19 protein-coding genes are annotated in these 23,754 nt (G+C 61.5%); 17 read left to right on the forward strand and 2 right to left on the reverse strand.

Going from position 1 to position 23,754, the window contains the following annotated elements; all coding sequences use genetic code 11:
• Positions 1-82: 82 nt before the first annotated feature.
• Together ACXR0M_RS16620 and ACXR0M_RS16625 are read left to right on the forward strand one after the other, a co-directional pair.
• The gene (locus ACXR0M_RS16620; RefSeq protein WP_458832888.1) at positions 83-1,738 is read left to right on the forward strand and encodes a PqiB family protein; all 1,656 of its coding nucleotides are present in this window, start codon (positions 83-85) and stop codon (positions 1,736-1,738) included.
• Between the two features lie 16 nt (positions 1,739-1,754).
• Positions 1,755-2,306: a PqiC family protein gene (locus tag ACXR0M_RS16625; RefSeq protein ID WP_458832889.1), complete on the forward strand. Its 552-nt coding sequence runs from the start codon at positions 1,755-1,757 to the stop codon at positions 2,304-2,306.
• Positions 2,307-2,314: 8 nt separating this feature from the next.
• On the opposite strand, the gene ACXR0M_RS16630 is transcribed toward ACXR0M_RS16625, so the two are convergent.
• Complete coding sequence (locus tag ACXR0M_RS16630) at positions 2,315-3,577, reverse strand: sensor histidine kinase (protein ID WP_458832890.1); 1,263 nt, start codon at positions 3,575-3,577, stop codon at positions 2,315-2,317.
• A 313-nt stretch (positions 3,578-3,890) separates the two neighbouring features.
• Here ACXR0M_RS16630 and pmrG point away from each other — a divergent pair, with 313 nt between their 5' ends.
• The 6 genes from pmrG to ACXR0M_RS16660 all read left to right on the forward strand — a co-directional run bounded on the left by pmrG (position 3,891) and on the right by ACXR0M_RS16660 (position 11,958).
• Entirely contained in the window at positions 3,891-4,571 is a 681-nt protein-coding gene (pmrG, locus tag ACXR0M_RS16635; RefSeq protein WP_458832891.1) for a lipopolysaccharide core heptose(II)-phosphate phosphatase PmrG, read from the forward strand.
• A 299-nt stretch (positions 4,572-4,870) separates the two neighbouring features.
• Complete coding sequence (gene arnT / locus ACXR0M_RS16640; protein ID WP_458832892.1) at positions 4,871-6,592, forward strand: lipid IV(A) 4-amino-4-deoxy-L-arabinosyltransferase; 1,722 nt, start codon at positions 4,871-4,873, stop codon at positions 6,590-6,592.
• Positions 6,589-8,103 carry an ArnT family glycosyltransferase gene (locus ACXR0M_RS16645; protein WP_458832893.1) on the forward strand — a complete coding sequence of 505 codons (1,515 nt, stop codon included), beginning with the start codon at positions 6,589-6,591 and terminating at the stop codon, positions 8,101-8,103. Before arnT (ACXR0M_RS16640) ends, ACXR0M_RS16645 begins: the two co-directional genes overlap by 4 nt.
• A 187-nt stretch (positions 8,104-8,290) precedes the next feature.
• The gene (locus tag ACXR0M_RS16650) at positions 8,291-9,304 is read left to right on the forward strand and encodes an iron ABC transporter substrate-binding protein (protein WP_458832894.1); all 1,014 of its coding nucleotides are present in this window, start codon (positions 8,291-8,293) and stop codon (positions 9,302-9,304) included.
• A 3-nt stretch (positions 9,305-9,307) separates the two neighbouring features.
• A complete protein-coding gene (locus tag ACXR0M_RS16655) occupies positions 9,308-10,903 on the forward strand; it encodes an ABC transporter permease (protein ID WP_458832895.1) in 1,596 nt (531 codons plus the stop codon).
• Entirely contained in the window at positions 10,900-11,958 is a 1,059-nt protein-coding gene (locus ACXR0M_RS16660) for an ABC transporter ATP-binding protein (protein ID WP_458832896.1), read from the forward strand. The genes ACXR0M_RS16655 and ACXR0M_RS16660 overlap by 4 nt, the downstream gene beginning before the upstream one ends.
• Here ACXR0M_RS16660 and ACXR0M_RS16665 read toward each other — a convergent pair whose 3' ends face one another.
• Positions 11,959-12,849, reverse strand: coding sequence for a site-specific integrase (locus tag ACXR0M_RS16665; protein ID WP_458832978.1), 891 nt, complete (start codon positions 12,847-12,849; stop codon positions 11,959-11,961).
• A gap of 438 nt (positions 12,850-13,287) precedes the next feature.
• On the opposite strand from ACXR0M_RS16665, the gene arnB reads away from it, so the two are divergent.
• From arnB to ACXR0M_RS16710, 9 genes are read left to right on the forward strand one after another with little or no spacing between them, the layout of a single operon-like run.
• Entirely contained in the window at positions 13,288-14,436 is a 1,149-nt protein-coding gene (gene arnB / locus ACXR0M_RS16670) for a UDP-4-amino-4-deoxy-L-arabinose aminotransferase (RefSeq protein WP_458832897.1), read from the forward strand.
• On the forward strand, positions 14,433-15,464 hold the full coding sequence (gene arnC / locus ACXR0M_RS16675) for an undecaprenyl-phosphate 4-deoxy-4-formamido-L-arabinose transferase (RefSeq protein WP_458832898.1): 1,032 nt from the start codon (positions 14,433-14,435) through the stop codon (positions 15,462-15,464). The genes arnB and arnC overlap by 4 nt, the downstream gene beginning before the upstream one ends.
• The gene (arnA, locus tag ACXR0M_RS16680; protein WP_458832899.1) at positions 15,461-17,452 is read left to right on the forward strand and encodes a bifunctional UDP-4-amino-4-deoxy-L-arabinose formyltransferase/UDP-glucuronic acid oxidase ArnA; all 1,992 of its coding nucleotides are present in this window, start codon (positions 15,461-15,463) and stop codon (positions 17,450-17,452) included. Before arnC ends, arnA begins: the two co-directional genes overlap by 4 nt.
• Positions 17,452-18,336, forward strand: coding sequence for a 4-deoxy-4-formamido-L-arabinose-phosphoundecaprenol deformylase (gene arnD, locus ACXR0M_RS16685; RefSeq protein ID WP_458832900.1), 885 nt, complete (start codon positions 17,452-17,454; stop codon positions 18,334-18,336). Before arnA ends, arnD begins: the two co-directional genes overlap by 1 nt.
• Complete coding sequence (arnT, locus tag ACXR0M_RS16690; RefSeq protein ID WP_458832901.1) at positions 18,333-19,982, forward strand: lipid IV(A) 4-amino-4-deoxy-L-arabinosyltransferase; 1,650 nt, start codon at positions 18,333-18,335, stop codon at positions 19,980-19,982. The genes arnD and arnT (ACXR0M_RS16690) overlap by 4 nt, the downstream gene beginning before the upstream one ends.
• Positions 19,979-20,323: a 4-amino-4-deoxy-L-arabinose-phosphoundecaprenol flippase subunit ArnE gene (gene arnE / locus ACXR0M_RS16695; RefSeq protein WP_458832902.1), complete on the forward strand. Its 345-nt coding sequence runs from the start codon at positions 19,979-19,981 to the stop codon at positions 20,321-20,323. The genes arnT (ACXR0M_RS16690) and arnE overlap by 4 nt, the downstream gene beginning before the upstream one ends.
• Complete coding sequence (gene arnF, locus ACXR0M_RS16700) at positions 20,320-20,733, forward strand: 4-amino-4-deoxy-L-arabinose-phosphoundecaprenol flippase subunit ArnF (RefSeq protein WP_458832903.1); 414 nt, start codon at positions 20,320-20,322, stop codon at positions 20,731-20,733. Before arnE ends, arnF begins: the two co-directional genes overlap by 4 nt.
• A complete protein-coding gene (locus ACXR0M_RS16705) occupies positions 20,730-22,109 on the forward strand; it encodes a UDP-glucose dehydrogenase family protein (RefSeq protein WP_458832904.1) in 1,380 nt (459 codons plus the stop codon). The genes arnF and ACXR0M_RS16705 overlap by 4 nt, the downstream gene beginning before the upstream one ends.
• Positions 22,106-23,704, forward strand: coding sequence for an ArnT family glycosyltransferase (locus ACXR0M_RS16710; protein ID WP_458832979.1), 1,599 nt, complete (start codon positions 22,106-22,108; stop codon positions 23,702-23,704). The genes ACXR0M_RS16705 and ACXR0M_RS16710 overlap by 4 nt, the downstream gene beginning before the upstream one ends.
• The last annotated feature ends 50 nt before the right edge of the window (positions 23,705-23,754 follow it).

The following is a 23,754-nucleotide window of genomic DNA, read 5'->3' on the forward strand; positions in this document are numbered from 1 at the left end:
TCTATCGCCAAGCACTTCTATATTGATGAAGTGCTTTTTGCGTTCCTGACGCTCAGTGCCCGATAACCCGAGGAGGACATGGATGAAGTCGTCAGCCGCCAATGAGCCGGGAGCGCCGGGGCAGGCCCCGATCAAGACCCGCCGCTTCAGCATTTCACTGGTGTGGATCGTGCCGATCGTGGCGGTGCTGGTCGGCATTTCGCTGGTGGTGCACAACCTGCTGCAGGAAGGCCCGACGGTCATCGTCAACTTCAAGACCGGCAGCGGCCTGACCGCGAACAAGACCGAGGTCAAATACCGCAACGTGGTGATCGGTCAGGTGACCGACGTCGAGTTGAGCGGCGATCAGAAAAGCGTCGACGCCACCATCAAACTGTCCAAACAGGCCGAGACCTTCACCCGCGAAGACTCGCAGTTCTGGGTGGTGCGCCCGCGCATTGGCGCCGGCGGCGTGTCGGGCATCGACACCCTGCTCTCCGGCGACTACATCGGCGCCGACATCGGTCAGTCGGATAGCCGCGCGAAACACTTCAAGGGCCTGGAAAACCCGCCGCCGATCACCTACGGCGAACCCGGCAAGCGCTTCATGCTGCACGCGCCGGATCTCGGTTCGCTGGACATCGGCTCGCCGGTTTACTACCGCAAGATTCCGGTCGGCCAGGTCGTCACCTATGCCCTCAACCCCGAAGGCAAAGGCGTCGATATCGAAGTGTTCATCCACTCGCCGAACGACGCCTTTGTCACCGAAAACACCCGTTTCTGGAATGCCAGTGGCATCGATATCAATGTCGGCGCCAACGGCTTCGCGGTAAAAACCGAATCGCTGTCGACCATGCTGGTCGGTGGCATCGCGTTCCGCGCGCCGGACTACAGTCCCAACGATGTGGCCGCCGCTGACGACAGGGATTTCGAGCTGTTCGAAGACCAGCAAACCGCCCTCGCCCCGCCTAACGGCAAAGCGCAGTACATGGTGTTGCGTTTCGACCAGTCGTTGCGCGGGCTCAAAGTCGATGCGCCGGTTGAGTTCCTCGGCATGGAGATCGGCCGGGTGGTGGGGGTCAACCTGGATTTCGATGCGAAAAAACGCACTTTTCCGCTTAACGTCGGGATCGTCATTTACCCGCAGCGCCTCGGTCAGGCCTACAAAAAGATGCTGACCGAATTCAAGCACGATCCCAACGACGAAGCCGCCGGCATCCGCCTGCTTGGCACCTTTGTCGACAATGGCCTGCGCGCTCAGGCGCGTAGCGGCAACCTGCTGACCGGGCAGTTGTACATCGCCCTGGATTTCTTCCCGAAAGCCGAGAAAGTCGCGTTTGATCCGACGGCGCGTCCGGTGGTCCTGCCGACCCTCCCAGGCAGCCTCGAGCAGTTGCAGGAAAAACTCGAATCGGTGGTCGACAAGCTCAACAAACTGCCGGTTGACCGCATCGCCAACAACCTCGACAGCAATCTGGTTGAACTGCGCAAAAGCCTGACCCAGTTCAACGCGAAAACCCTGCCGGGCGTGCAGAACACCCTGGCCGACGTCAGTAAAACCCTGCAGTCGGCCAGTTCGACGTTGGCCGAAGATTCGCCGCAGCGGGAAAAACTCACGGAGACCCTCGACGAACTCGGACGCATGTCGCGCTCGCTGCGCGAGCTGTCGGACTATCTCGGCCGTCATCCGGAATCGCTGATCCGCGGGCGTCCGGACAACGCGGCACCGCTGGACCTCAAAGGACCACCGCGCAATTGAGCACAGGAGCTACGCCATGGCTGTACCGCTGAAAATCACCGTGCTCGCGACGTTGTTGCTGCTTGGCGCCTGCCGCAGCGAGCCGATCAGCTTTCACACCCTGACCCCGGTGCAACTGCCCAACACCCGCGCCGGCGCGCAGATCCCGATCGAGGGCATCAGCGTGCCGCCGCAAGTCGATCGTCCGCAGATTGTCATCCGTCAGGGCAGCAGCGGTCTGGCGATTCTGGAAACCGAATGGTGGGGTGCGAGTCTGGCGGATGAGTTGCGCAGTGCCCTTGGCGATCAACTGAGCAATAGCGGCGGTCGCGGCAATGTCTCGGTGCGCATCGATGTGCAGCGCTTTGATTCGATTCCTGGTCAGTACGGCCTGATCGACGTCAAATGGCGCCTGCGTCCCAGCGGTGCGGCGGACAACAGCTTGCTGACCTGCCGCTCCACGCTGCAGACACCCTCCGGCCCGAAGATTGACGATCTGGTGGTCGCGCAACAGAACAACGTGCGGCGTCTGGCAGCGCTGATCAGTCAGGCGGCAAGCAATCCGCGCGTTTGTCCGGCGGCGTCCTGAGCCATCGGCTACAGCGTGACGCTAAAGCGACAACCGTTGGGTTCACGGGTCACCAAATCTACCTGCCACTGTTGATGGCTGCAGATGCGCTGCACCAGTGACAGTCCCAGCCCAAGGCCTTCCCCGCGCTGTTCATCGCCGCGCACGAACGGCTGAAACATGGCGTGGCGCTTCTCTTCGGGGATGCCGATGCCACTGTCCTCGACCACAAAACTGTCATTGAGCAAAGTCAGACGCACAAAACCCTGATCGGTGTAGTGCCAGGCATTGCGCAGCAGATTGCCCATGACCGACTGCAGCAGCGTCAGGTCATAGCGCTGCGCGCCGGCCAGATGCGGCTCATAGATGAATTCCAGACCTTTCTCGCGGATCAGGCGCCCCCAGACTTCCACCTGGGCATCGGCGACTTCTTTGAGCGTGCAGGTGGAAGCGGCGCCGAGTTCTTCAGGCTTGCGCGCGAGCATCAGAAAGGTTTCGACCAGTTGCCGCATTTCGCTGCTGGCCCGGGCGATGCGCTTGACCTGATCGGTGGAGCGCCGATCAAGCGACGGGTTGGCCAGCAACAGCTCGCAGGAGCTGGCCAGCACCATCAGCGGTGTGCGCAGTTCATGGCTGACATCACTGGTGAACAGTTTCTCCCTAGTCAGGGTGGCTCGCAGCCGGCCCAGGGTCTGGTCGAAGGACAGTGCCAGGGCGCCGACTTCATCGTCGGCGTAGTCCGGGTGCAGCGCCGGCGCCATCGAGATCAATTGATCGCGATGACGTACTTGCCGCGCCAGACGAATCACTGGCGCCATGACCTGACGCGCCAGCAACCTGCCAAGGGCGACGGCCAGAATCACGCTGAGGATGAAGCCGACGATCACCACGATAAACAGCAGGTGCTCACGCTGTTCAAAACTCTCCTGATTGCGCAGCAGCACATATTTGCGGCCGCCGACCGCTTCGACCATGGCATAGAAGTCATTGCCGTTGAACGAGATCTCCTGGAACCCCAGCGGCAGGCTCGCCAGTGGCTCGGTCAGTGCCATCGGGCCGGGGCCGTTCTCGAAGAAAAACAACTCGCTCTTTTCCGGTTCGTGCCGCCATTGGCTGATGTCATCCATCGCCAGCAAGCGGCGCAACCCACCATTGAGCGAGGTCATCGTCAACTTGTGTTCCACCACGTGCACGGTGGCGACAATGCCCATCGCGAACACGCCGGCAACCAGAGCGCTCATCAAGGCGAAGACGATCACAATCCGATTGGCGAGGCTTTGCTTGCGGTCCATCCGGTTCAACGACTCCTGGGCTGATACTGAACAATAGAAGGTAACGCGCGATGCCGTTGCCCAACGGGCGCAGCTTCGCCTTCATTGCCGCCGTTGTTAAGTAGTGCCAATAAACAAAAAACGTATTTGAGTTTATTTATCAAATAGCCGTTTTAGTTCAGGCATGCGGCCTCCACGCAATTTTTTCACATGTTCTTCACTGCTCCGACACGAGCCTGAACGTAGTGTTCAGCAGCCATTCAAGTACACCACCGTAAAGTAACTAACGTTCTCGAACTGACGTTGCACGGCGGGTACTGAATGGAACTCGAGAATGACAAGGGGCAACGTCTTGGTGGAATTAGCACACGTACAATCAGCGTCCCGCCGGCGGGAACGGTCACGCCTGCGTACCTGGACAATCATCGCCGTGGGGTTGCTGCTGATCACACTGATTTGCGGATTCGTCTGGGTACAACGCTCGCCCGCCAACCTGCGTTATGCCAGCGCCTCTGCCACCCAGCAATGGCTTGGCGCCTGGAAGGCCGGCGAAGTGGTGGCACTGGTGCGGCATACCGAACGTTGCGACCGCTCGAGCAATACCTGCCTGGGTCCGGCGGACGGTATCACTCAGATTGGCAGCGTGGCTGCAGCCGACGTCGGTCGCAGCTTCACGCAATTGGGCCTGGAGAAAACCCAGGTCTTCAGCAGCCCGCTGACACGCACCATGCAGACTGCGCATTACATGCTCGGCCACGAGGCAATCGCGCAGGAATGGCTGCAAACCTGCGGCCCGGCCATGCGCGATGAAGTGGTGGCGCACAAGACGCCCGGACAGAACATGATTCTGGTGACGCACAGCGGGTGCATCGCCGATTTTGAGCGGCAAACCGGATTTCCCCGGGCGGTGGCTGCCGAATATGGCAGCGCGGTGTTAGCCCGGATAGATGCGCAAGGCCAACTTGAAGTCATTGGCCTGATGAATCCCGAAGGCTGGAAACACATGAACAAGTAATAGGCAGACTATTTAAGGCAACTACGCGCTATTACACCGACAGGCCTCTGGCCAGCACCTTTGCACACGGCAATTTGTAATAAGACATGTTTTTTAGTTGTAAAAACTGGACTTATTTCATTTTAAAGCTTGGCTTTCCAGAGAGAACTTAGCGCTGGGAAGCACGCCAGTTTTCTGAACACAGGACACGCCCACCGGCCGTGCTCCCACCTGTGTTCATCCAACCCGGTGACACGCCTGCAACGGAAAAGTCAGGCGCGTCACTGATACGCACACTTGTACTGCACCAAGGTCCAGTCATGACGTCTGAGAACAAACCGCTGCAGCATGCAGCGTTGAATGTGTCGCGCCTGCAGCACAACACCTTGATCGAACGCCTGGCGATCCCCGGCCTGCTGCTGGCCTTCGTGGTGTTTTACCTGCTGCCACTGATGACCCACGGGTTGTGGATTCCCGATGAAACCCGTTATGGCCAGATCAGCCAGGAAATGCTGCAGAGCGGCAACTGGGTGGCGCCGCATTTCATGGGCATTCGCTACTTTGAAAAACCGATTGCCGGCTACTGGATGATCGCCATCGGTCAGGCGATTTTCGGCGAGAACCTGTTTGGCGTGCGCATCGCCTCGGCCCTGAGCAGCGGCGTCAGCGTATGGCTGGCCTATCTGCTGGCCCGCCGCTTGTGGAACAACCCGCGGATCAGCGCCGCCTGCGCCCTGCTGTATATGAGCTTCGGCTTGATCGCCGGTCAGGCCGGCTATGCCAACCTCGACCCGCAGTTCACCTTGTGGGTCAACCTGAGTCTGGTCGCGATCTGGTTTGCCATCGATAGCCGCACTCCGCGCGCACGCCTTGGTGGCTGGGCGCTGTTGGGTTTCGCTTGCGGCATGGGTTTGATGACCAAGGGCTTTCTCGCGCTGATGCTGCCGGTGTTGATCGCCCTGCCCTACATGATCTGGCAAAAACGCTTCGGTGAACTGGTGCGCTATGGCCTGGTGGCCGTGGCCGTCGCGGCATTGGTCAGCGTGCCGTGGGCCTTGGCCGTGCACGCCCGGGAACCGGACTTCTGGCGGTTCTTCTTCTGGCACGAACACATCCGCCGTTTCGCTGCTGGCGAAGATGCCCAGCATGCGCGCCCATGGTGGTTCTACCTGCCGCTGCTGTTTGCCGCGACCTTGCCCTGGGCGTTGCTGTTGCCGTCGACGCTGCTGCGCACCTGGCGCGAAAAACGCGACCCGAAAATCGCCTTCCTGGCGCTGTGGTTTGTCTTGCCGCTGGCGTTTTTCAGCGCCAGCAGCGGCAAGCTGCCGACCTACATCATGCCGTGCCTGCTGCCCTTGGCCTTGCTCATGGGCCACACGCTGACGGGCTGGCTCGAGCGTCAGGACGGTCGCGTCCTGCGCAGCAACGGCGTGCTCAACGTGGTGCTGGCGAGTGCCGGGCTGGTGGCGCTGATCTATCTGCAGGCGACACGGGAAATTTACCAACACAGCGAAATGTTCAGTCTGTCGCTGGGCTATATCGTGCTGCTCGGCTGGCTGATCACCGGCGCCCTGCAAACAGTCCGACCGCTGACGCTGTGGGCGATGCCGGCGCTCGGTATCGGCCTGCTCGTCGCGCTGCTGCCGGCGGCCATGCCGGCGACCATCGTCGATAGCAAGATGCCGGACCAGTTCATCGCCGAACACCAGCAGGAACTGAGCGCAACCACCTCGTTGCTGAGCAATGATCTCGGCGCGGCGTCAGCGTTATCATGGCGCCTGGGTCGTCCGCAGGTCGATCTGTTCAACACCGTCGGCGAACTCAAATACGGTCTGAACGACCCGGCCATGGCCTCGCGTAAAGTCAGCCTGGACGGTGTTGGCGAGTGGATGAGCGAAGCGCGTAAGAAAGGCTCGGTCGGCGTGGTGATGCGGGTCAACAGCACCTCGGATGCGCAGCAACTCGAGCTGCTGCCGATCGACGGCAAGCACTATCGCCGTGGCCAACTGGAAATCCTCATCTTCAACCAGAGCCAGCCATGACCCAGAACAAGACTGAGCGGGGGCCGTTGCTGCTCCTGTTGGCGGCGACTGCCCTGCTGTTATTGCTTGGCCTGGGCGGTCGTGAGTTGTGGGGCGCGGAAACCCGCTGGGCCAACATCGCGCTGCAGATGCTGCAAAGCGGCGACTATTTCGACCCGTACCTCAAGGGCAGTCCGTATTACGACAAGCCGCTGCTGTCGTACTGGCTGATCACCGCCACTTCGTGGTTCACCGGCGGACTGGGCCATTGGTCGCTGCGCCTGTCCTCGGTGATTTCCGCGTGGTTCAGCGTGTGGCTGGTGTACCTGCTCGGCGAACAATTGTTTCGCAAAGGCACCGGGCTGATTGCCGGCTGGATGCTGGCGACCACCTTCTATTTCGTGTTCTGGGCGCGAGTGGCCACCGCCGACATTCTCACCGTATGCGGCGTGCTGGCGGCGGTCTGGTGGTACTGGCGCGGTCCGGATGACACGCGGTTCTGGCGTTACCTGGTGTTCTTCGGCTTGCTGGCGCTGACTTCACTGTTCAAGGGCCTGATCGGTTTCATCCTGCCGGGTCTGGTGCTGTTGCCGCACCTGCTCAGTGAGCACCGCTGGAAGCGCCACCTGAACCTGCGACTGTGCGCGGCAGTGTTGATCGCCGGGGCGTTTTACATGACGCCGTTCGTGCTCTCGCACTTCTACGGCGCGCCCAACTACGCGCAAAGCGGTCTGGGCCTGGTGTTGCGTGAGAACGTGGTGCGCTTCTTCGATCCCTTCGACCAGTTCGGGCCGATTTACACCTACCTGATCTACCTGCCGGTCTACACCCTGCCCTGGGCGCCGTGCTGGATGATTGCCCTGTGGGTCGCCGTGCGCAACTGGAAACACATCGAACCGGACACCCGCTGGCTGATTTGGGGGCTGGCGCTGTTGATGCTGTTCTTCACCGCCAGCGGCAGTCGCCGCAGCTATTACGTGTTGCCGCTGGTGCCGTTCGCGCAATTGCTCGGCGCTTGGTGGATCACCCGGCGCATGGCTGAGCGCAACAGTGAACGTCGCGGCCTGAAAATCGGTTTCGCGGTCGCCACGGTGCTGCTGGCGGCGATACTCGGCGTGTTGTACCCGTGGACCAACAGCGGCGGTGGCGTGATTCATTTCGGTGAACAGGTGCGCCAGCAGGCCAGCGAGCAGGCGCCGTTGAGTCAGTGGCGTATGGTCATGGTCGAGGTCGACAATAAAGTGCCGATGTACCTGCAAACCGGCGGCGCGCCGTTCTATTACGTGGCCGAAACCCAGGACTTCCCGCGCAGTGGCGACAGCGCGGCGCTGATGGCCTGGCTGGATCGCACCAGTGGCGAGCACTGGGATCCGCAACGCACGATTGTCGTTGCGCAGTACCGCAATGGTGACACCCTGCCGCTCGACTACCTGAAAGCCGATCACCAAGTGATTATCACCACCCCGACCCGTGGCGAGCAGTTGTTCCACGGACGCGAAGACCAGAGCGTGGCCTACATTCCCCACTCCTGAAGCATGACGTTGTACTCCCCAAGTAACGAGTCGCTACAATTTGAATGGCAATGACAAGGATTAACGGTTTCTTTGACGTTTTTTTCTCATTTGCCACCCTACATTGCCGCGACTCAACACTTGCAAATCGTTCGCATTGTTGCCTGCGAAGGTTTGCTCATAACGTCTAAAAACAGGAGCTGCCCGAATGAATTCTCGCCTTCCCACCTTCTTCAAGCGTGCGTTGCTGGCCACCGCGTTGCTCGGTGCCGCACCCGCCTTCGCCGCTGATTCAGTGGGTCTGGTGGTCTACAACGCGCAGCACGAAACCCTGACCAAAGCCTGGGTGGCCGGATTCACCGAGGAAACCGGGATTCCGGTGACCGTGCGCAACGGCGACGACACCGAAATGGGCAACCAGCTCGTGCAGGAAGGCGCCGCTTCGCCGGCGGATGTATTCCTCACCGAGAACTCGCCGGCGATGGTGCTGGTGGACAACGCCAAACTGTTCGCACCACTGGCACCGAGCACCCTTGAGCAAGTTGATGCTGCCTACCGTCCGGCCCATGGCAATTGGGTAGGGATCGCCGCGCGTTCGACGGTGTTCGTTTACAACCCAAGCAAGTTGTCCGAGAAAGACCTGCCGAAATCCCTGCTCGATCTCGCCACGCCGGCATGGAAAGGCCGTTGGGCCGCCTCCCCCGCCGGCGCGGACTTCCAGGCCATTGTCGCCGCCGTCCTGCAGCAGAAAGGCGAAGCCGCGACCTTGGACTGGCTCAAGGGCATGAAGACCAACGCAACGATCTATCGCGGCAATAGCGCGGTGCTCAAAGCGGTGAATGCCGGGCAAATCGACAGCGGCGTGATCTATCACTATTACAGCTTCGTCGATCAATCCAAGACCGGCGAAAACAGCAAAAATACCCGCCTGCACTACTTCAAACATCAGGATCCGGGTGCATTCGTCAGCACCTCCGGCGCCGGCGTGCTGGCGTCCAGCAAACATCAGGAAGAGGCGCAGAAGTTCGTCAAATACATCACCGGCAAAGAAGGTCAGCAGGTGCTGGAAACCGGCAGCTCCTTCGAATACGCCGTGGGCAAAGACGCGCCGTCCAACCCGAAACTGGTGCCGCTCAAGGAGCTCGATGCGCCGAAAGTCGATGCTTCCAAACTCGACAGCAAAAAAGCCGCCGAGCTGATGACCCAGGCCGGGCTGCTGTAAGTGATGCCTGAAACCCTGCCGGCGGGGACCGTGTTGACGGCCCCCGCCCAGCGCACCCAAAGCGCCCGCGCATTCAACCTGCGCGGGCGCTCTTGGCTGGTTGCACTGGCGGTGGTCATCTCGGCGCTGTCATTGCTGCCGATCGCTTTTGTGCTCGGCGTATCGTGGTCAACCGGTTGGGCGAGCATAGAGGCGTTGGTGTTCCGGCCGCGCGTTGGCGAGTTGCTGATCAACACCGTGCTGTTGGTGCTGATCACTCTGCCGACGTGCATCGTGCTCGGCACCGCATTGGCCTGGCTCACCGAACGCAGCAATTTGCCCGGCCGACGTATCTGGTCGCTGCTGGCGGTCGCACCACTGGCGGTGCCGGCGTTCGTTCACAGTTACGCCTGGGTCAGTCTGATTCCCTCGATTCACGGGCTGCCGGCCGGCGTGCTGGTGTCGGTGATCGCCTATTTCCCATTCCTGTATCTGCCGGTCGCGGCGACCCTGCGCCGTCTCGATCCGGCCATTGAAGACGTCGCCGAATCGCTGGGCCTCAAGCCGTGGGCGGTGTTTTTCCGCGTGGTGTTGCCGCAACTGCGCCTGGCGATTTGCGGTGGCGCATTGCTGGTTGGCTTGCACCTGCTGGCCGAATACGGCCTGTACGCGATGATCCGTTTCGACACCTTCACCACGGCGATTTTCGATCAGTTCAAATCGACGTTTAACGGCCCGGCGGCCAATATGCTGGCCGGGGTTCTGGCGTTGTGCTGTCTGGCGATGCTCACCGCGGAATCCGCCGCCCGGGGCAAGGCGCGTTACGCGCGAGTCGGTTCCGGCAGCGCGCGGGATCAGCGCAGCGTGCAGTTGGGTCGCGGCGTAACAGCTTTGGCCTTGCTGCTGCAAATCGCGACCTGCCTGCTGGCCTTGGGCGTGCCGTTGCTGACACTCGGGCGCTGGCTGCTGGCCGGCGGTGTGCAGGTCTGGCAAGGCGACGAGTTGGTCCCGGCGCTCCTGCAGACCTTGTCCTATGGCGTGGCCGGCGCCTTGCTGACCAGCGTTGCGGCAATCCCCATCGCCTGGCTGTCGATCCGCGCCCCCGGCAAGCTCCAGCGATTGCTCGAAGGCTGCAACTACATCACCAGCTCCCTGCCCGGCATCGTCGTCGCCCTGGCGCTGGTGACCGTGACCATCCATTTCGCCCGGCCGATCTACCAGACCGCGATCACCGTGCTGCTCGCCTATCTGCTGATGTTCCTGCCGCGTGCGCTGGTCAGTCTGCGCGCCGGTTTCGCTCAGGCGCCGGTGGAGCTGGAAAACATCGCGCAAAGCCTCGGTCGCTCGCCAATGCGCGCGTTGTGGCTGATCACCGTACGCCTGGCGGCACCGGGCGCTGCTGCCGGGGCGGCGCTGGTGTTCCTGGCGATCACCAATGAACTGACCGCCACCCTGCTGCTCGCACCGAATGGCACGCGCACCCTTGCCACCGGGTTCTGGGCGATGACCAGCGAAATCGATTACGCCGCTGCCGCGCCCTACGCGCTGCTGATGATCGTGCTTTCCCTGCCGCTGACGGCCATTCTCTATCACCAATCCAGGCGTACCGCTGGCCGATGAACGCTCTAGAACTGCTCAACCTCAGTAAAACCTTCGGAGCGCAAAAGGCGCTCGATGACGTCAGCCTCAATGTGCCGACTGGCAGCCGCACGGTCATTGTCGGGCCTTCGGGCTCGGGCAAGACCACGCTGTTGCGGATGATCGCCGGGTTTGAATTTCCCGACACCGGCAGCCTCACCCTCAACGGCCAGACCCTGGTCGACCAGCACCACGCGGTGCCGGCCTATCAACGGCAGATCGGCTACGTCCCGCAGGACGGCGCGCTGTTCCCGCACATGACGGTGGCGGCAAACATCGGTTTCGGGCTGGCCCTGACCGGCGCGGCGCGCACTCAGCGCATTCTCGAATTGATGGACAGCGTTGCGCTCGACGCCAACATGGCCAAGCGTTGGCCGCATGAATTGTCCGGCGGCCAGCAACAGCGGGTATCGCTGGCCCGCGCACTGGCGCAGCAACCGCGGCTGATGCTGCTCGACGAGCCGTTCTCCGCGCTCGACACCGGCTTGCGCAGCGCCATGCGCAAAATGGTCGCGCGCCTGCTGGAGGACGCCGGCGTCACCACCATTCTGGTGACCCATGATCAGAGCGAAGCGCTGTCGTTCGCCGATCAGTTGGCGGTGATGCGCGCCGGAAGGCTGGTGCAATCCGGTCACCCAATGGACCTCTATCGTTATCCGCGCGATGAACAGACCGCACACTTTCTCGGCGAAGCCGTGGTGCTGCCGGCGCGGATCGAAGCCGGTTGGGCGCACTGCGATCTGGGTCAGGTGGCGGTCAACAGCAACGGTTTCAGCGGCAGTGCACAGATCATGCTGCGTCCCGAGCAATTGCAGATCAGCGAAGGGCCAGCGGACGAGCAGAGTTGTCATGCGACGGTCACTGAGCGCGATTTCGCCGGTAACACCTGCACCCTGACCGTCGAGCTGAGTCAATCTGCGACTCAGGATCCCGCCCGTTCGATACTGGTCCGCAGCACCGGCATGCACGCACCACCCGCCGACAGCACCGTGCACTTGTCGGTGCTCGGCGCGGCGCATGTGTTTGGCCTGGGCTGATCAAAGATCGAAGCGATCCACTGCGCGCCGCCGCTCGTTGTCGTCGCGCACATCGTAGTTGGCGGTGGTCTGGATGTTGCTGTGATGCGCCAGTTTCTGCGCAATCGACAAGTCATGCTCCTCGATCACCCGAGTGATGAATGAACGACGGAAGTCGTGGGGCATGATCTTCACCCCGACCTGGGTGCCACGCTGGCGGGCGATGTAGTAGATCGCGTGTTTGGTAATGCGCTCGCGGGTGATGTGGCTGCCACGGCGAATGCGGTTGAACAGAAACGCATCGTCGCTCTCGCCTTCCTTGAGCTGTGAACGCCTCAGTTCCAGCCACGCATTGAGCTTGCTGAACGCCCAGGCCGGCGCGTATTTGATCAACTGTTTATTGCCCTTGGCCGTGACGCACAGGCTGCGCTCGGTGAAGTCGACCTGATTCAGATCGAGGTCTACCGACTCCGACTTGCGCATCCCCGTGCCATACAGCAAGGCAATGATCGCGGCATCGCGCAGGCCCTGCGGGCGCGGGTCGGCGGCGCAGACTTCCATCAATTCGTGAATCAGCGTGCGCTTGAGATTGCGCCCCTGGGACAGGCGTGTGCCGGCGATGCCCTTGACCGAGCGCATCTTCAAAAGATGTTCCTGACTGATCAGACTCATGCGCCAAGCCTCATTCATCACCCCGCGCACAGCGTTCACATACAACGAAGAAGTGTTCGGCGCGTAGTTGTCTTCGCGCAATGCCGCGACCAGCGCTACAACATCTTCCGGTTGCAGGGCATGCCAGGGAATCTCTTCGACATTCATGTCTTCGAAGCCCAGCCGGTCGGCCGCATCTTGCAGCACATAACGCATGGTCAATTGGCTGGAAGGCGCCAGACGCGCGAGGTACAGGCTCATCGGGTTGGTTTTTGCAGCGACGGCGGGTGCAGCAACTAAATCAATCAAACGTTAAACCTTGAGTAAAAAATGTACAGCACTACAACAACTAACAAATGCAATGTACGTGAAGTAAAGAAGGTACTTGAGTCGCACTGTCCGACAAAAAACTGCGATGGATGGCAGAAGTCTGAACAGTGCCTGTATAAGCCACAGATAAACGATTCGCCAACCGGGTTTTCATGTTCCTTTCACAAAAACCGGCATAACCTTCATGCCCATCGGAGAGGTCGTGGCGGTGCCCCAACCTGCCGGGCAAATCGTGAAAAGTCAAACTATCCCGACGTCATGCTTTTTTTGCCAAGTCATTGATGCAGGAACGCTTTTCTGTGTCTACGCTGAGGCTGGATCCAACCTGTTACTGAATCCATCCTTTATTTTTTTTGCAATGAGGTGCCCATGAGTCAGGCGTTTCTCCCCTTCTCTCGCCCGAGTATCGGCGATGAGGAAATTGCCGCCGTCGAGCAGGTATTGCGCTCGGGCTGGATCACCACGGGGCCGAAAAACCAGGCACTCGAAGAGCAGTTTGCGCAGTACGTGGGTTGCAAACATGCAGTAGCGCTGTCTTCGGCCACCGGCGGGATGCACATTACCCTGCTGGCGCTGGGCATTGGTCCGGGTGACGAAGTCATCACCCCGTCGCAGACCTGGGTCTCGACCGCCAACATGATTTCCCTGCTCGGCGCCAAACCGGTGTTCGTCGATGTCGATCGCGACACGCTGATGACCGACGCTGCGCGCATCGAAGCCGCCATTACTCCGCGAACCAAGGCGATCATTCCGGTGCATTACGCCGGCGCCGCGTTCGATCTTGATCCGCTGTATGCCCTGGCCGACAAGCACGGCATTCCGGTCATCGAAGACGCCGCGCATGCCGCCGGTACCCGCTACAAGGGACGCCATGTCGGTTCGCAAGGCACGGCGATTTTTTCCTTCCACGCCATCAAGAACATGACCTGTGCCGAAGGCGCGATGTTCGTCACCGACGACGAAGCCCTCGCCAGCCGCGTGCGCATGCTCAAATTCCATGGCCTGGGCGTTGACGCCTATGACCGTTTGACCGGTGGCCGCAAGCCGCAGGCGCAAGTGATCGAGCCGGGGTTCAAGTACAACCTCTCCGACATCAATGCCGCGATTGCCCTGGTGCAACTGCAACGCCTGGACGCGATCAACGCCCGCCGCACCGAACTGGCTACGTCGTACCTGCAACGCTTCGAAGGCCTGCCGGTGCAACCGCTGGCCCTGCCCGCCTACGCCCAGCAACACGCCTGGCACCTGTTCATCCTGCGCATCGACAGCGAGCGCTGCGGCATGGACCGCGAAGCCTTCATGAAGGCGTTGCAGGATCAGGGCATCGGCACCGGTATCCATTTCATCGCCACCCACCTGCACACCTGGTACCGCCAGCGTGATCCCGACCTGTACCTGCCCAACACCGAATGGAACTCGGCGCGGCTCTGCTCGATCCCGCTGTTCCCCGACATGACCGTTCAAGACCTTGACCGCGTGGTCGGTGCCATCGAACACATCATGGAAAAACGCCTGTGAAACCTTATCCAATCCGTAGCGTGTCGATCGTTATCCCGGTCTACAACGAACAGGAAAGCCTGCCGGAACTGCTGCGTCGCACCGAGGCGGCCTGCCGCCAGCTCAACCACGACTTTGAAATCGTGCTGGTCGACGACGGTAGCCGCGACGAATCGGCGAACATGCTCGAAGAAGCCGCCGGCCGCGAAAACAGCCCGTTCGTGGCCGTGATCCTCAACCGCAACTATGGTCAGCACGCCGCGATCATGGCCGGTTTCGAACAATGCAAAGGCGATGTGGTAATCACCCTCGACGCCGACCTGCAGAACCCGCCGGAAGAAATTCCACGGCTGGTGGCCGAGGCCGAAAAAGGTTACGACGTGGTCGGCACCGTGCGGGGCAACCGTCAGGACTCCGCCCTGCGTCGCTATCCGTCGAAACTGATCAACCTCGCCGTGCAACGTTCCACCGGCGTCGCCATGAGCGACTATGGCTGCATGCTGCGCGCTTACCGCCGCACGATCATCGACGCGATGCTCGCCTGCCGCGAACGCAGCACGTTCATCCCGATCCTGGCCAACAGCTTCGCCCGCCACACCACCGAAATCGTCGTGGCCCACGCCGAGCGTGAACACGGCGACTCGAAATACAGCCCGATGCGCCTGATCAACCTGATGTTCGATCTGGTCACCTGCATGACCACCACGCCGTTGCGTCTGCTGAGCATCGTCGGCTTCGCCATGGCCGGGCTCGGCGTGTTGTTCGCGATGGCGTTGATCGTCCTGCGTCTGGCCTTCGGTGCCGGTTGGGCCGGCGACGGCATGTTCGTGCTGTTCGCCGTGTTGTTCGTGTTCACTGGTGGCCAGTTCATCGGCATGGGCCTGTTGGGTGAATACCTGGGCCGCATGTACAGCGATGTTCGCGCCCGTCCGCGTTTCTTCATCGAAAAGGTCTTGCGCAGCCAGCCGGCTACTCCGGTCCCTGCCGTCACCGTCGATGGTCTTTCGTCTAACGCTACTTCTTCCACTTCCGATCAGGTTCTCTCATGAGTGCAAAAACTGTTGTCTTCGCTTACCACGATATTGGCTGCGCCGGCATTGAAGCCCTGCTCAACAGCGGCTATGACATTGCAGCAGTGTTCACTCACGCCGATGATCCGAAAGAAAACGCCTTCTACGCCTCGGTCGCACAACTGTGCGCCAACAAAGGCATCCCGGTGCACGCGCCGGAAGACGCCAACCACCCGCTGTGGATCGAGCGCATCGCCAAGCTCGACCCGGAGTACATCTTCTCCTTCTACTACCGCAACCTCCTGAGCGAACCGCTGCTGGCCCTGGCCAAAAAAGGCGCGTTCAACCTGCACGGCTCGCTGCTGCCACGCTACCGTGGCCGCGCCCCGGCGAACTGGGTGCTGGTCAACGGCGAAACCGAAACCGGCGTGACCCTGCACCGTATGGTCAAGCGTGCTGACGCCGGCGCCATCGTCGCCCAGCAGCGCGTTGCCATCGAGCGCAGCGACACCGGCCTGACCCTGCACGCCAAACTGCGCACCGCCGCCAGCGACCTGCTGCGCGACACCCTGCCGAACATGCTGCAAGGCAAGATCACCGAAACCCCGCAGGACGAATCCAAGGCCACCGTATTCGGCCGCCGCACTCCAGCGGACGGCAAACTGGTCTGGGCGAAACCTGCGGAAGAGCTGTTCAACCTGGTTCGCGCCGTCACCCGTCCGTACCCGGGCGCCTTCTGCGCCGTCGGTGAGCACAAGCTGATCGTCTGGAGCGCCGAAGTCGTCAAGGGCAACGAAGGTCAGGCGCCAGGCCGGGTGATCAGCGTCGATCCGCTGCGCATCGCCTGCGGTCAGGATTCGCTGCTGATCAACGCCGGTCAGCGCAACGACAACGGTCTTTACCTCAGCGGCCCGCAACTGGCCAACGAACTGGGTCTGGTCGACGGTTCGCTGCTGCGCGGTGCCGAGTCCGGGCGTGCGCCACGTCGTACCCGCGTGCTGATCCTCGGGGTCAACGGTTTTATCGGTAACCACCTGTCCGAGCGCCTGCTGCGTGACGACCGCTACGAAGTCTACGGCCTGGACATCGGTTCCGATGCCATCGACCGGTTGCGCAGCCACCCGAACTTCCACTTCGTCGAAGGCGACATCAGCATTCACTCCGAGTGGATCGAGTACCACATCAAGAAGTGCGACGTGGTCCTGCCGCTGGTGGCCATCGCCACCCCGATCGAATACACCCGCAACCCGCTGCGCGTATTCGAACTGGACTTCGAAGAGAACCTGAAACTGGTTCGCTACTGCGTCAAATACAACAAGCGCGTGATCTTCCCGTCGACCTCCGAAGTCTATGGCATGTGCCAGGACAAGAACTTCGACGAAGACAGCTCGAACCTGATCGTCGGCCCGATCAACAAGCAGCGCTGGATCTACTCCGTATCCAAGCAACTGCTGGACCGGGTGATCTGGGCATACGGTGCCAAGGGCCTGAACTTCACCCTGTTCCGTCCGTTCAACTGGATGGGCCCGCGCCTGGACCGTCTGGATTCGGCACGTATCGGCAGCTCCCGCGCCATCACCCAGCTGATCCTCAACCTGGTGGAAGGCACGCCGATCCGCCTGTTCGACGGCGGCGAGCAGAAGCGTTGCTTCACCGACATCGCTGACGGCGTCGAGGCGCTGGCGCGGATCATCGATAACGACAACGACGTGTGCAACGGCCAGATCATCAACATCGGCAACCCGGACAACGAAGCCAGCATCCGTCAGTTGGGCGAAGAGCTGCTGCGTCAGTTCGAAGCCCACCCGCTGCGCCACAACTTCCCGCCGTTCGCCGGTTTCCGCGACGTGGAAAGCAAGGCGTTCTACGGTGCCGGTTACCAGGACGTGGAACACCGCAAGCCAAGCATTGCCAACGCCAAGCGTCTGCTGAACTGGGAGCCAACCGTGGAAATGCGCGAGACCATCGGCAACACCCTGGACTTCTTCCTGCGTGAAGCCATGCTCGAAATCGCGGACAAGAAGTAATGCAGGCAGGTCTTCGTATCGATGTCGACACCTACCGTGGCACCCGTGAAGGTGTGCCACGCCTGTTGGAGATGCTCGACGAGGCGCAGGTCAAGGCAACGTTCTTCTTCAGTGTCGGCCCGGACAACATGGGCCGGCATCTGTGGCGCCTGATCCGCCCGCAATTCCTCTGGAAAATGCTGCGTTCCAATGCGGCCGGGCTGTACGGCTGGGACATTCTGCTGGCCGGCACCGCCTGGCCCGGCAAACCGATTGGTCGGGATCTCGGGCACCTGATGCGTCATGCCCGGGACGCCGGTCACGAAGTCGGCCTGCACGCCTGGGATCACCATGGCTGGCAGGCCAATGCCGGTCGCTGGAGCGACGCGCAACTGATCGAGCAGATCCGTCGCGGCGTCGATACCTTGAGCGACATTCTCGGTGAAAAGATCCAGTGCTCGGCCGCCGCCGGTTGGCGTGCGGACGAGCGCGTGATCGAGGCCAAGCAGACCTTCGGCTTTCGCTACAACAGCGATTGCCGCGGGCAGAGCCTGTTCCGTCCGCTGCTGGCGGACGGCACGCCGGGGACGCCGCAGATTCCAGTGGACTTGCCGACCTTCGACGAAGTCGTCGGTCCGCACGTGGCGGCGAAGGACTTCAACGCCTTCATCCTCGACCGCTTCCGGGCGCAAGCCCTCAACGTCTACACCATTCATGCCGAAGTAGAAGGGATTCTGATGGCTCAGGACTTTCGTCAATTGCTGGCCGATGCCCGCCAGCGCCAGATTGACTTCCAACCTTTGGGCAACTTGCTGCCCGAGTATTTCAACACCCTGCCGGTGGGCCGCGTGCAACGCGGTGCGCTCGAAGGCCGTGAAGGCTGGCTGGGAGTGCAAGGCGCATGACCAGACGCTGGGCACTGCCGCTGTTGGTCGGACTCTGTCTGCTGGCCTATCTGTTGCCGTTGAGCACCCATGGCCTGTGGATCCCCGACGAAACCCGTTACGCACAGATCAGCCAGGACATGCTGCTCAGCGGCAACTGGGTATCGCCGCATTTCATGGGCCTGCGCTACTTCGAGAAACCGATTGCCGGTTACTGGATGATCGCCATCGGCCAGGAGTTGTTCGGGCAGAACCTGTTCGGCGTGCGTTTTGCGTCGGCCCTGAGCACCGGTTTGAGTGTGCTGCTGGCCTACCTGGTCGCGCGCCGGTTGTGGAGCGATCCGCGCAAAAGCTTCGTCTGCGCCCTGCTCTACATGAGCTTTACCGTGGTCGCCGGTCAGGCCGGCTACGCCAACCTCGATCCGCAATTCACCTTCTGGGTCAACCTGAGTCTGGTGGCGCTGTGGTTTGCGCTCGACAGCCAGCGCACCGGGCAACGCCTCGGCGCGTGGGCACTGTTGGGACTGGCCTGCGGCATGGGTTTCATGACCAAGGGTTTTCTCGCCTGGTTGCTGCCGGTGCTGATCGCGTTGCCGTGGATGCTCTGGCAGAAACGCTGGCGTGAACTGTTGGTGTTTGGTCCAGTGGCGATTGCCATTGCGATCGTCGTCAGCCTGCCGTGGGCGCTGGCGGTGCATGCGCAGGAACCGGATTACTGGCGGTTCTTCTTCTGGCACGAACACATTCGGCGTTTTGCCGGTGACGATGCGCAGCATGACGCGCCGTGGTGGTACTACCTGCCGCTGCTGGTGGCGTTCAGTCTGCCGTGGGTGGGCATGTTGCCGACTGCGTTCAAGCAAGCCTGGCAAACCCGCGCCGAGCCGAAGATGGTGTTCCTGCTGTTGTGGCTGTGGCTACCGCTGGGCTTTTTCAGCCTGAGCAACGGCAAGCTGCCGACCTACATCCTGCCGTGCCTGTTGCCGATGGCGCTGCTGTTGGGTCATGCGCTGGCGGATCGTTTGCGTCTGGAACAGGGCCGCGCGCTGGGGATCAATGGCCTGCTCAACCTGTTGCTGGGCGTGGTCACGCTGATCGCACTGGTTTACCTGCAATTGAAGAAACCGGTATACGACCACGAACTGCACAGCCTGGTGCTGGTGTTCATCGCCCTGATCGGCTGGATCATCGCCAACCTCGCGCAAGCCTTTCTGCCGTTGCAGTGCTGGGCGGCGCCGGCGCTGGGCAGCCTGTTGCTGGCGGGGGTCCTCCCGGCGGCGCTGCCCAAGTCGGTGGTGGCGAACAAGACCCCGGATCAGTTCATCCGCCATCACGTCAGCGAACTGTCCGGCGCCACGCATTTACTGAGCAATGACCTCGGCGCTGCGGCCGCATTGGCCTGGCGCATGAAGCAACCGCAGGTGGCGCTGTACAACACGGTGGGCGAACTCAAATACGGCCTGTCCTACCCGGAAAGCGCTGAACGCCGACTCACCAAGGACAACGTTCAGCAATGGGTCCGTGACGCCCGTCGCAGCGGCTCGGTCGGCGTGCTGATGCGGGTCAAGGGTCAGGACGAGCTCGACGAGCTGGACCTGCTGCCCAAGGACGGTACCCGTTATGAGTCGGGCAATCTGGTGATCATGGTGCTGCCCAAGGATCCGTCATGAGTTGGTTGTTGCTACTGACGGCGTGTCTGCTGACCTGCCTGGGGCAAGTCGCACAGAAATACGCGGTGGAGAGCTGGCGCGGCGTCGACTCGTCGTGGGCCGACAAACTGCGTTCACCATGGTTGTGGCTGGCGCTGTTTTCTCTCGGCAGCGGCCTGCTGGTCTGGCTGCTGGTGTTGCAGCGCCTTGAAGTGGGCATCGCTTACCCGATGCTCAGCCTCAACTTTGTCCTTATCACGCTGATCGCCCGCTTCGTCTTTCGCGAGCCCATCGACCGCCAGCATTGGCTGGGCGTGGCGCTGGTGATCGGCGGCGTGGTGTTGTTGGGGCAACAGTCATGAGCCAGGTACGGGGTATCGGTTTTGCCCTGGCCAGCGTGGGGCTGGTCAGCGCTGCGCAACTGGGCATGCGCTGGAGCATGACGCGGCTGCCGCAGCCGGGACAATGGCTGGCGGCGCTGAGTGCCGGTAGCGTTGATCTGGCGGCATTGGCAGTGGTTATCGCCGCGATTTTCGCCTACGCCCTGTCGATGCTCTGCTGGCTCGCGGCGTTGCGTGATCTGCCGCTTGGGCGGGCCTATTCGCTGTTGAGCATCAGCTACGCGCTGGTGTACCTGCTGGCGGCCAGTCTGCCGTTGTTCAACGAGTCCTTCAGTTTCACTAAATCGCTGGGCGTGGCACTGGTCATGCTCGGGGTCATCACTATTAACACTCGTCCGTCTCGTGCGCCCGAATTCAGGAGTGCTCCATGAAAATCACAGTATTTGGTAGCGGTTATGTCGGCCTGGTGCAGGCCGCCGTGTTGGCCGAAGTCGGTCACGACGTCGTGTGCATGGACATCGATCAGAAGAAAGTCGAGCTGCTGCGTCAGGGTCACGTGAGCATTTTCGAACCGGGCCTGTCGAGCCTGGTGCGCGAAGGCCTGGACGCCGGCCGCCTGCATTTCACCTCGGATGAAAAACTCGCCGTACAACACGGGCGTGTGGCGTTCATCGCCGTGGGTACGCCATCCAGCGACGACGGTTCGGCCGACCTGAAATACGTGCTGTCGGTGGGTGATGCCGTGGCGCGCCACCGCGAGCAACCGCTGATTCTGGTGGAAAAATCCACCGTACCGGTCGGCACTGGCGACACCCTGCGTGCGCACATTCAAGCGGCGCTGGACAAGGCCGGGCGCGAGCTGCAGTTCGATATCGTCTCCAACCCGGAATTCCTCAAGGAAGGTTCGGCGGTGTCCGACTGCCGTCGTCCGGACCGCATCGTCATCGGTTGCGAAGGCGACGAGGTGCGCGACGTCATGCGCGACCTGTACGCGCCGTTTAACCGCAACCACGACCGCATCATGTTCATGGACCTGCGCAGCGCCGAGCTGACCAAGTACGCCGCCAACTGCATGCTGGCGACCAAGATCAGCTTCATCAACCAGATCGCCGAACTGGCCGAACACCTGGGCGCGGACATCGAGTCGGTGCGTCAGGGCATCGGGGCTGACACGCGCATCGGTTATCACTTCATCTACCCCGGCTGCGGCTACGGCGGTTCGTGCTTCCCCAAAGACATGCGCGCGCTGATCCACAGCGCTGAACAGGCGCATTGCTCCAGCGACCTGCTGCAAGCGGTCGAGGCGATCAACGAGCGGCAGAAACACAAACTGTTCGACCGTATCAACGCGTTCTACAAGGGCGAGTTGCGCGGCAAGACCTTCGCCCTGTGGGGTCTGGCGTTCAAACCGAACACCGACGACATGCGCGATGCGCCAAGCCGCGTGCTGCTCGACTCGCTGTTCGCCGCTGGCGCCAGTGTGCGCGCGTTCGACCCGGAAGCGATGCAGGAAACCCAGCATCTGTACCCGAACGAAGAAAAACTGATGCTGATGGGCACCCCGGAATCGGTATTGGCCGGCTCGGACGCGTTGATCATCTGCACCGAATGGCAGCAGTTCAAGGCGCCGGATTTCGATCTGATCCAGCAACGTTTGAAAGCGCCGGTGATCTTCGACGGCCGCAACCTGTACGACGCCGAACGTCTGGCGCGCAACGGCTTCAAGTACTTCCCGATCGGCCGTGGCGATTCGCGCAAACTGCCGATGCCGCTGCAACAGTGGCCGAACACGGCGAACGTCGCTTGATCGGGTTGTCGCCTGTCATCCGCCGGCAGTCCCTGATCGCAGGGCTGCTGGCACTGCTGTTGTTTATCGCCGGGGTCTACGGACAGGCGCCCATTGGCTTCGATTCGCGCTTCGTGCTGTTTGCCCAGGAGATGTTGCGCCACGGGCCAACGGTGTTCCCGACCACCTACGGCCAGCCGTATGCCGACTATTCGGCATTGTCGACGCTGTTCATCTGGTTGTTGTCGTTGCCCTTTGGCGCGGTCAACACCTTGACCGCGTGGCTGCCCAGCGCCATGGCCGGCGCGGTGATCGTGACCTTGATGTACCGCCTGCTGGCGGTGCATTCGCAACGTTGGGCATTGCTCAGCATTGCGCTGCTGATGCTCACCAGCACCTTCGTCACCGAAGTGCGCGCGGTGTCGCAAGACCTGATGCTGGCGGCGGTGGCGCTGTCGGTGTTTTATCTGGGTTATGCGCATGATCACTTCGGCTCTGGCCGGCGCTGGGCGCTGATCTTTGTCCTGTTGCTGCTGGGTTTCGGGATTCGCGGGCCGATCGGTCTGGTGGTTCCGACCGGCATGCTCTGCAGTTATTACCTGCTCAACCGTGAGTGGAAACGCCTGCTGGTGTTCGGTGTGCTGGCCTCGATCCTGCTCGTTGTGTGCGTCGGCCTGCTGTTGTGGCTGGCCAAACAAAGCGGTGGCGAAGCGTTCCTGCAAGACGTGATCCGCATGCAGTTCATGGGGCGCATGGACGGCAGTGAAGGCGTCAGCGGTTCGCTGTACTACTTCACCAGCTCGCTGGGCAACTATGCCTTGGCGTATCCGCTGGCCATCGTCGCGTTGGCCGCGACCTGGCTGAGCAAACCGCAGCAGCGTGGATCGGCATTGCGGCTGGTGCAGTACTGCGCGGCCGCCGGGTTGATCGTGATGGTCGGCCTATCGATTCCGCAGGCGAAAAAAGCGCGTTACCTGCTGCCGATGCTGCCAATGGCGGGGATCATTGCCGCGTACCCGTTTCAGGTGCTGCACGGGCGGGTGTTCCGCGTGTTGCGTGGCGTCATTCAAGGGATATGGCTGCTGACACCGGGACTGCTGCTGGTGGTGCTGCTGGTTGCCAAGCGCCGGTTTCCCGAGCAACTCAACGGACTGACCCTGGTGTGGATCGTGCTCGGCGTCCTGCATTTGCTCGCCCTGTGGCGTGTGCTGGTGCCGCGCTGGCGTGCCGAAGTGTTGGCGCTGTGCTCGGTGCTGGCCTTATGGACGGTGTATGCGGCGGTGTTCGAACCGGTCGAGTGCCGCCTGTACGACACGCAGACCTTCAGCCGCGCCGCGTTCACCCAGGTGCAACAGAACCCGGCGCCGCTGGTCCTGCATGGCATGGGCAAAGACGCCAAGGCAATCAAGTTCATGGTCAACATCGATCACGACCTGCAGCCGCAGTTCACCGAGACCGTGCAGCAACTCGAAGCCATCAAAGGCCCGGCCTGGTTGATGATGGACAGCAAGGACCTGCAATCGCTGCAAGGCACCTCGCTGGCCGGCCTGCAACCGGTAGTGAGCGGCAGTTTCGACAAGAACGATTACGTGCTGCTGTATGTGAAGCCCTTGTAGGAACGGCTTGAGGCTGCGATCTTCTGAGCTTTCAGGAACAAGATCGCAGC

It is taken from the genome of Pseudomonas sp. Eth.TT006 (genome assembly GCF_054456575.1).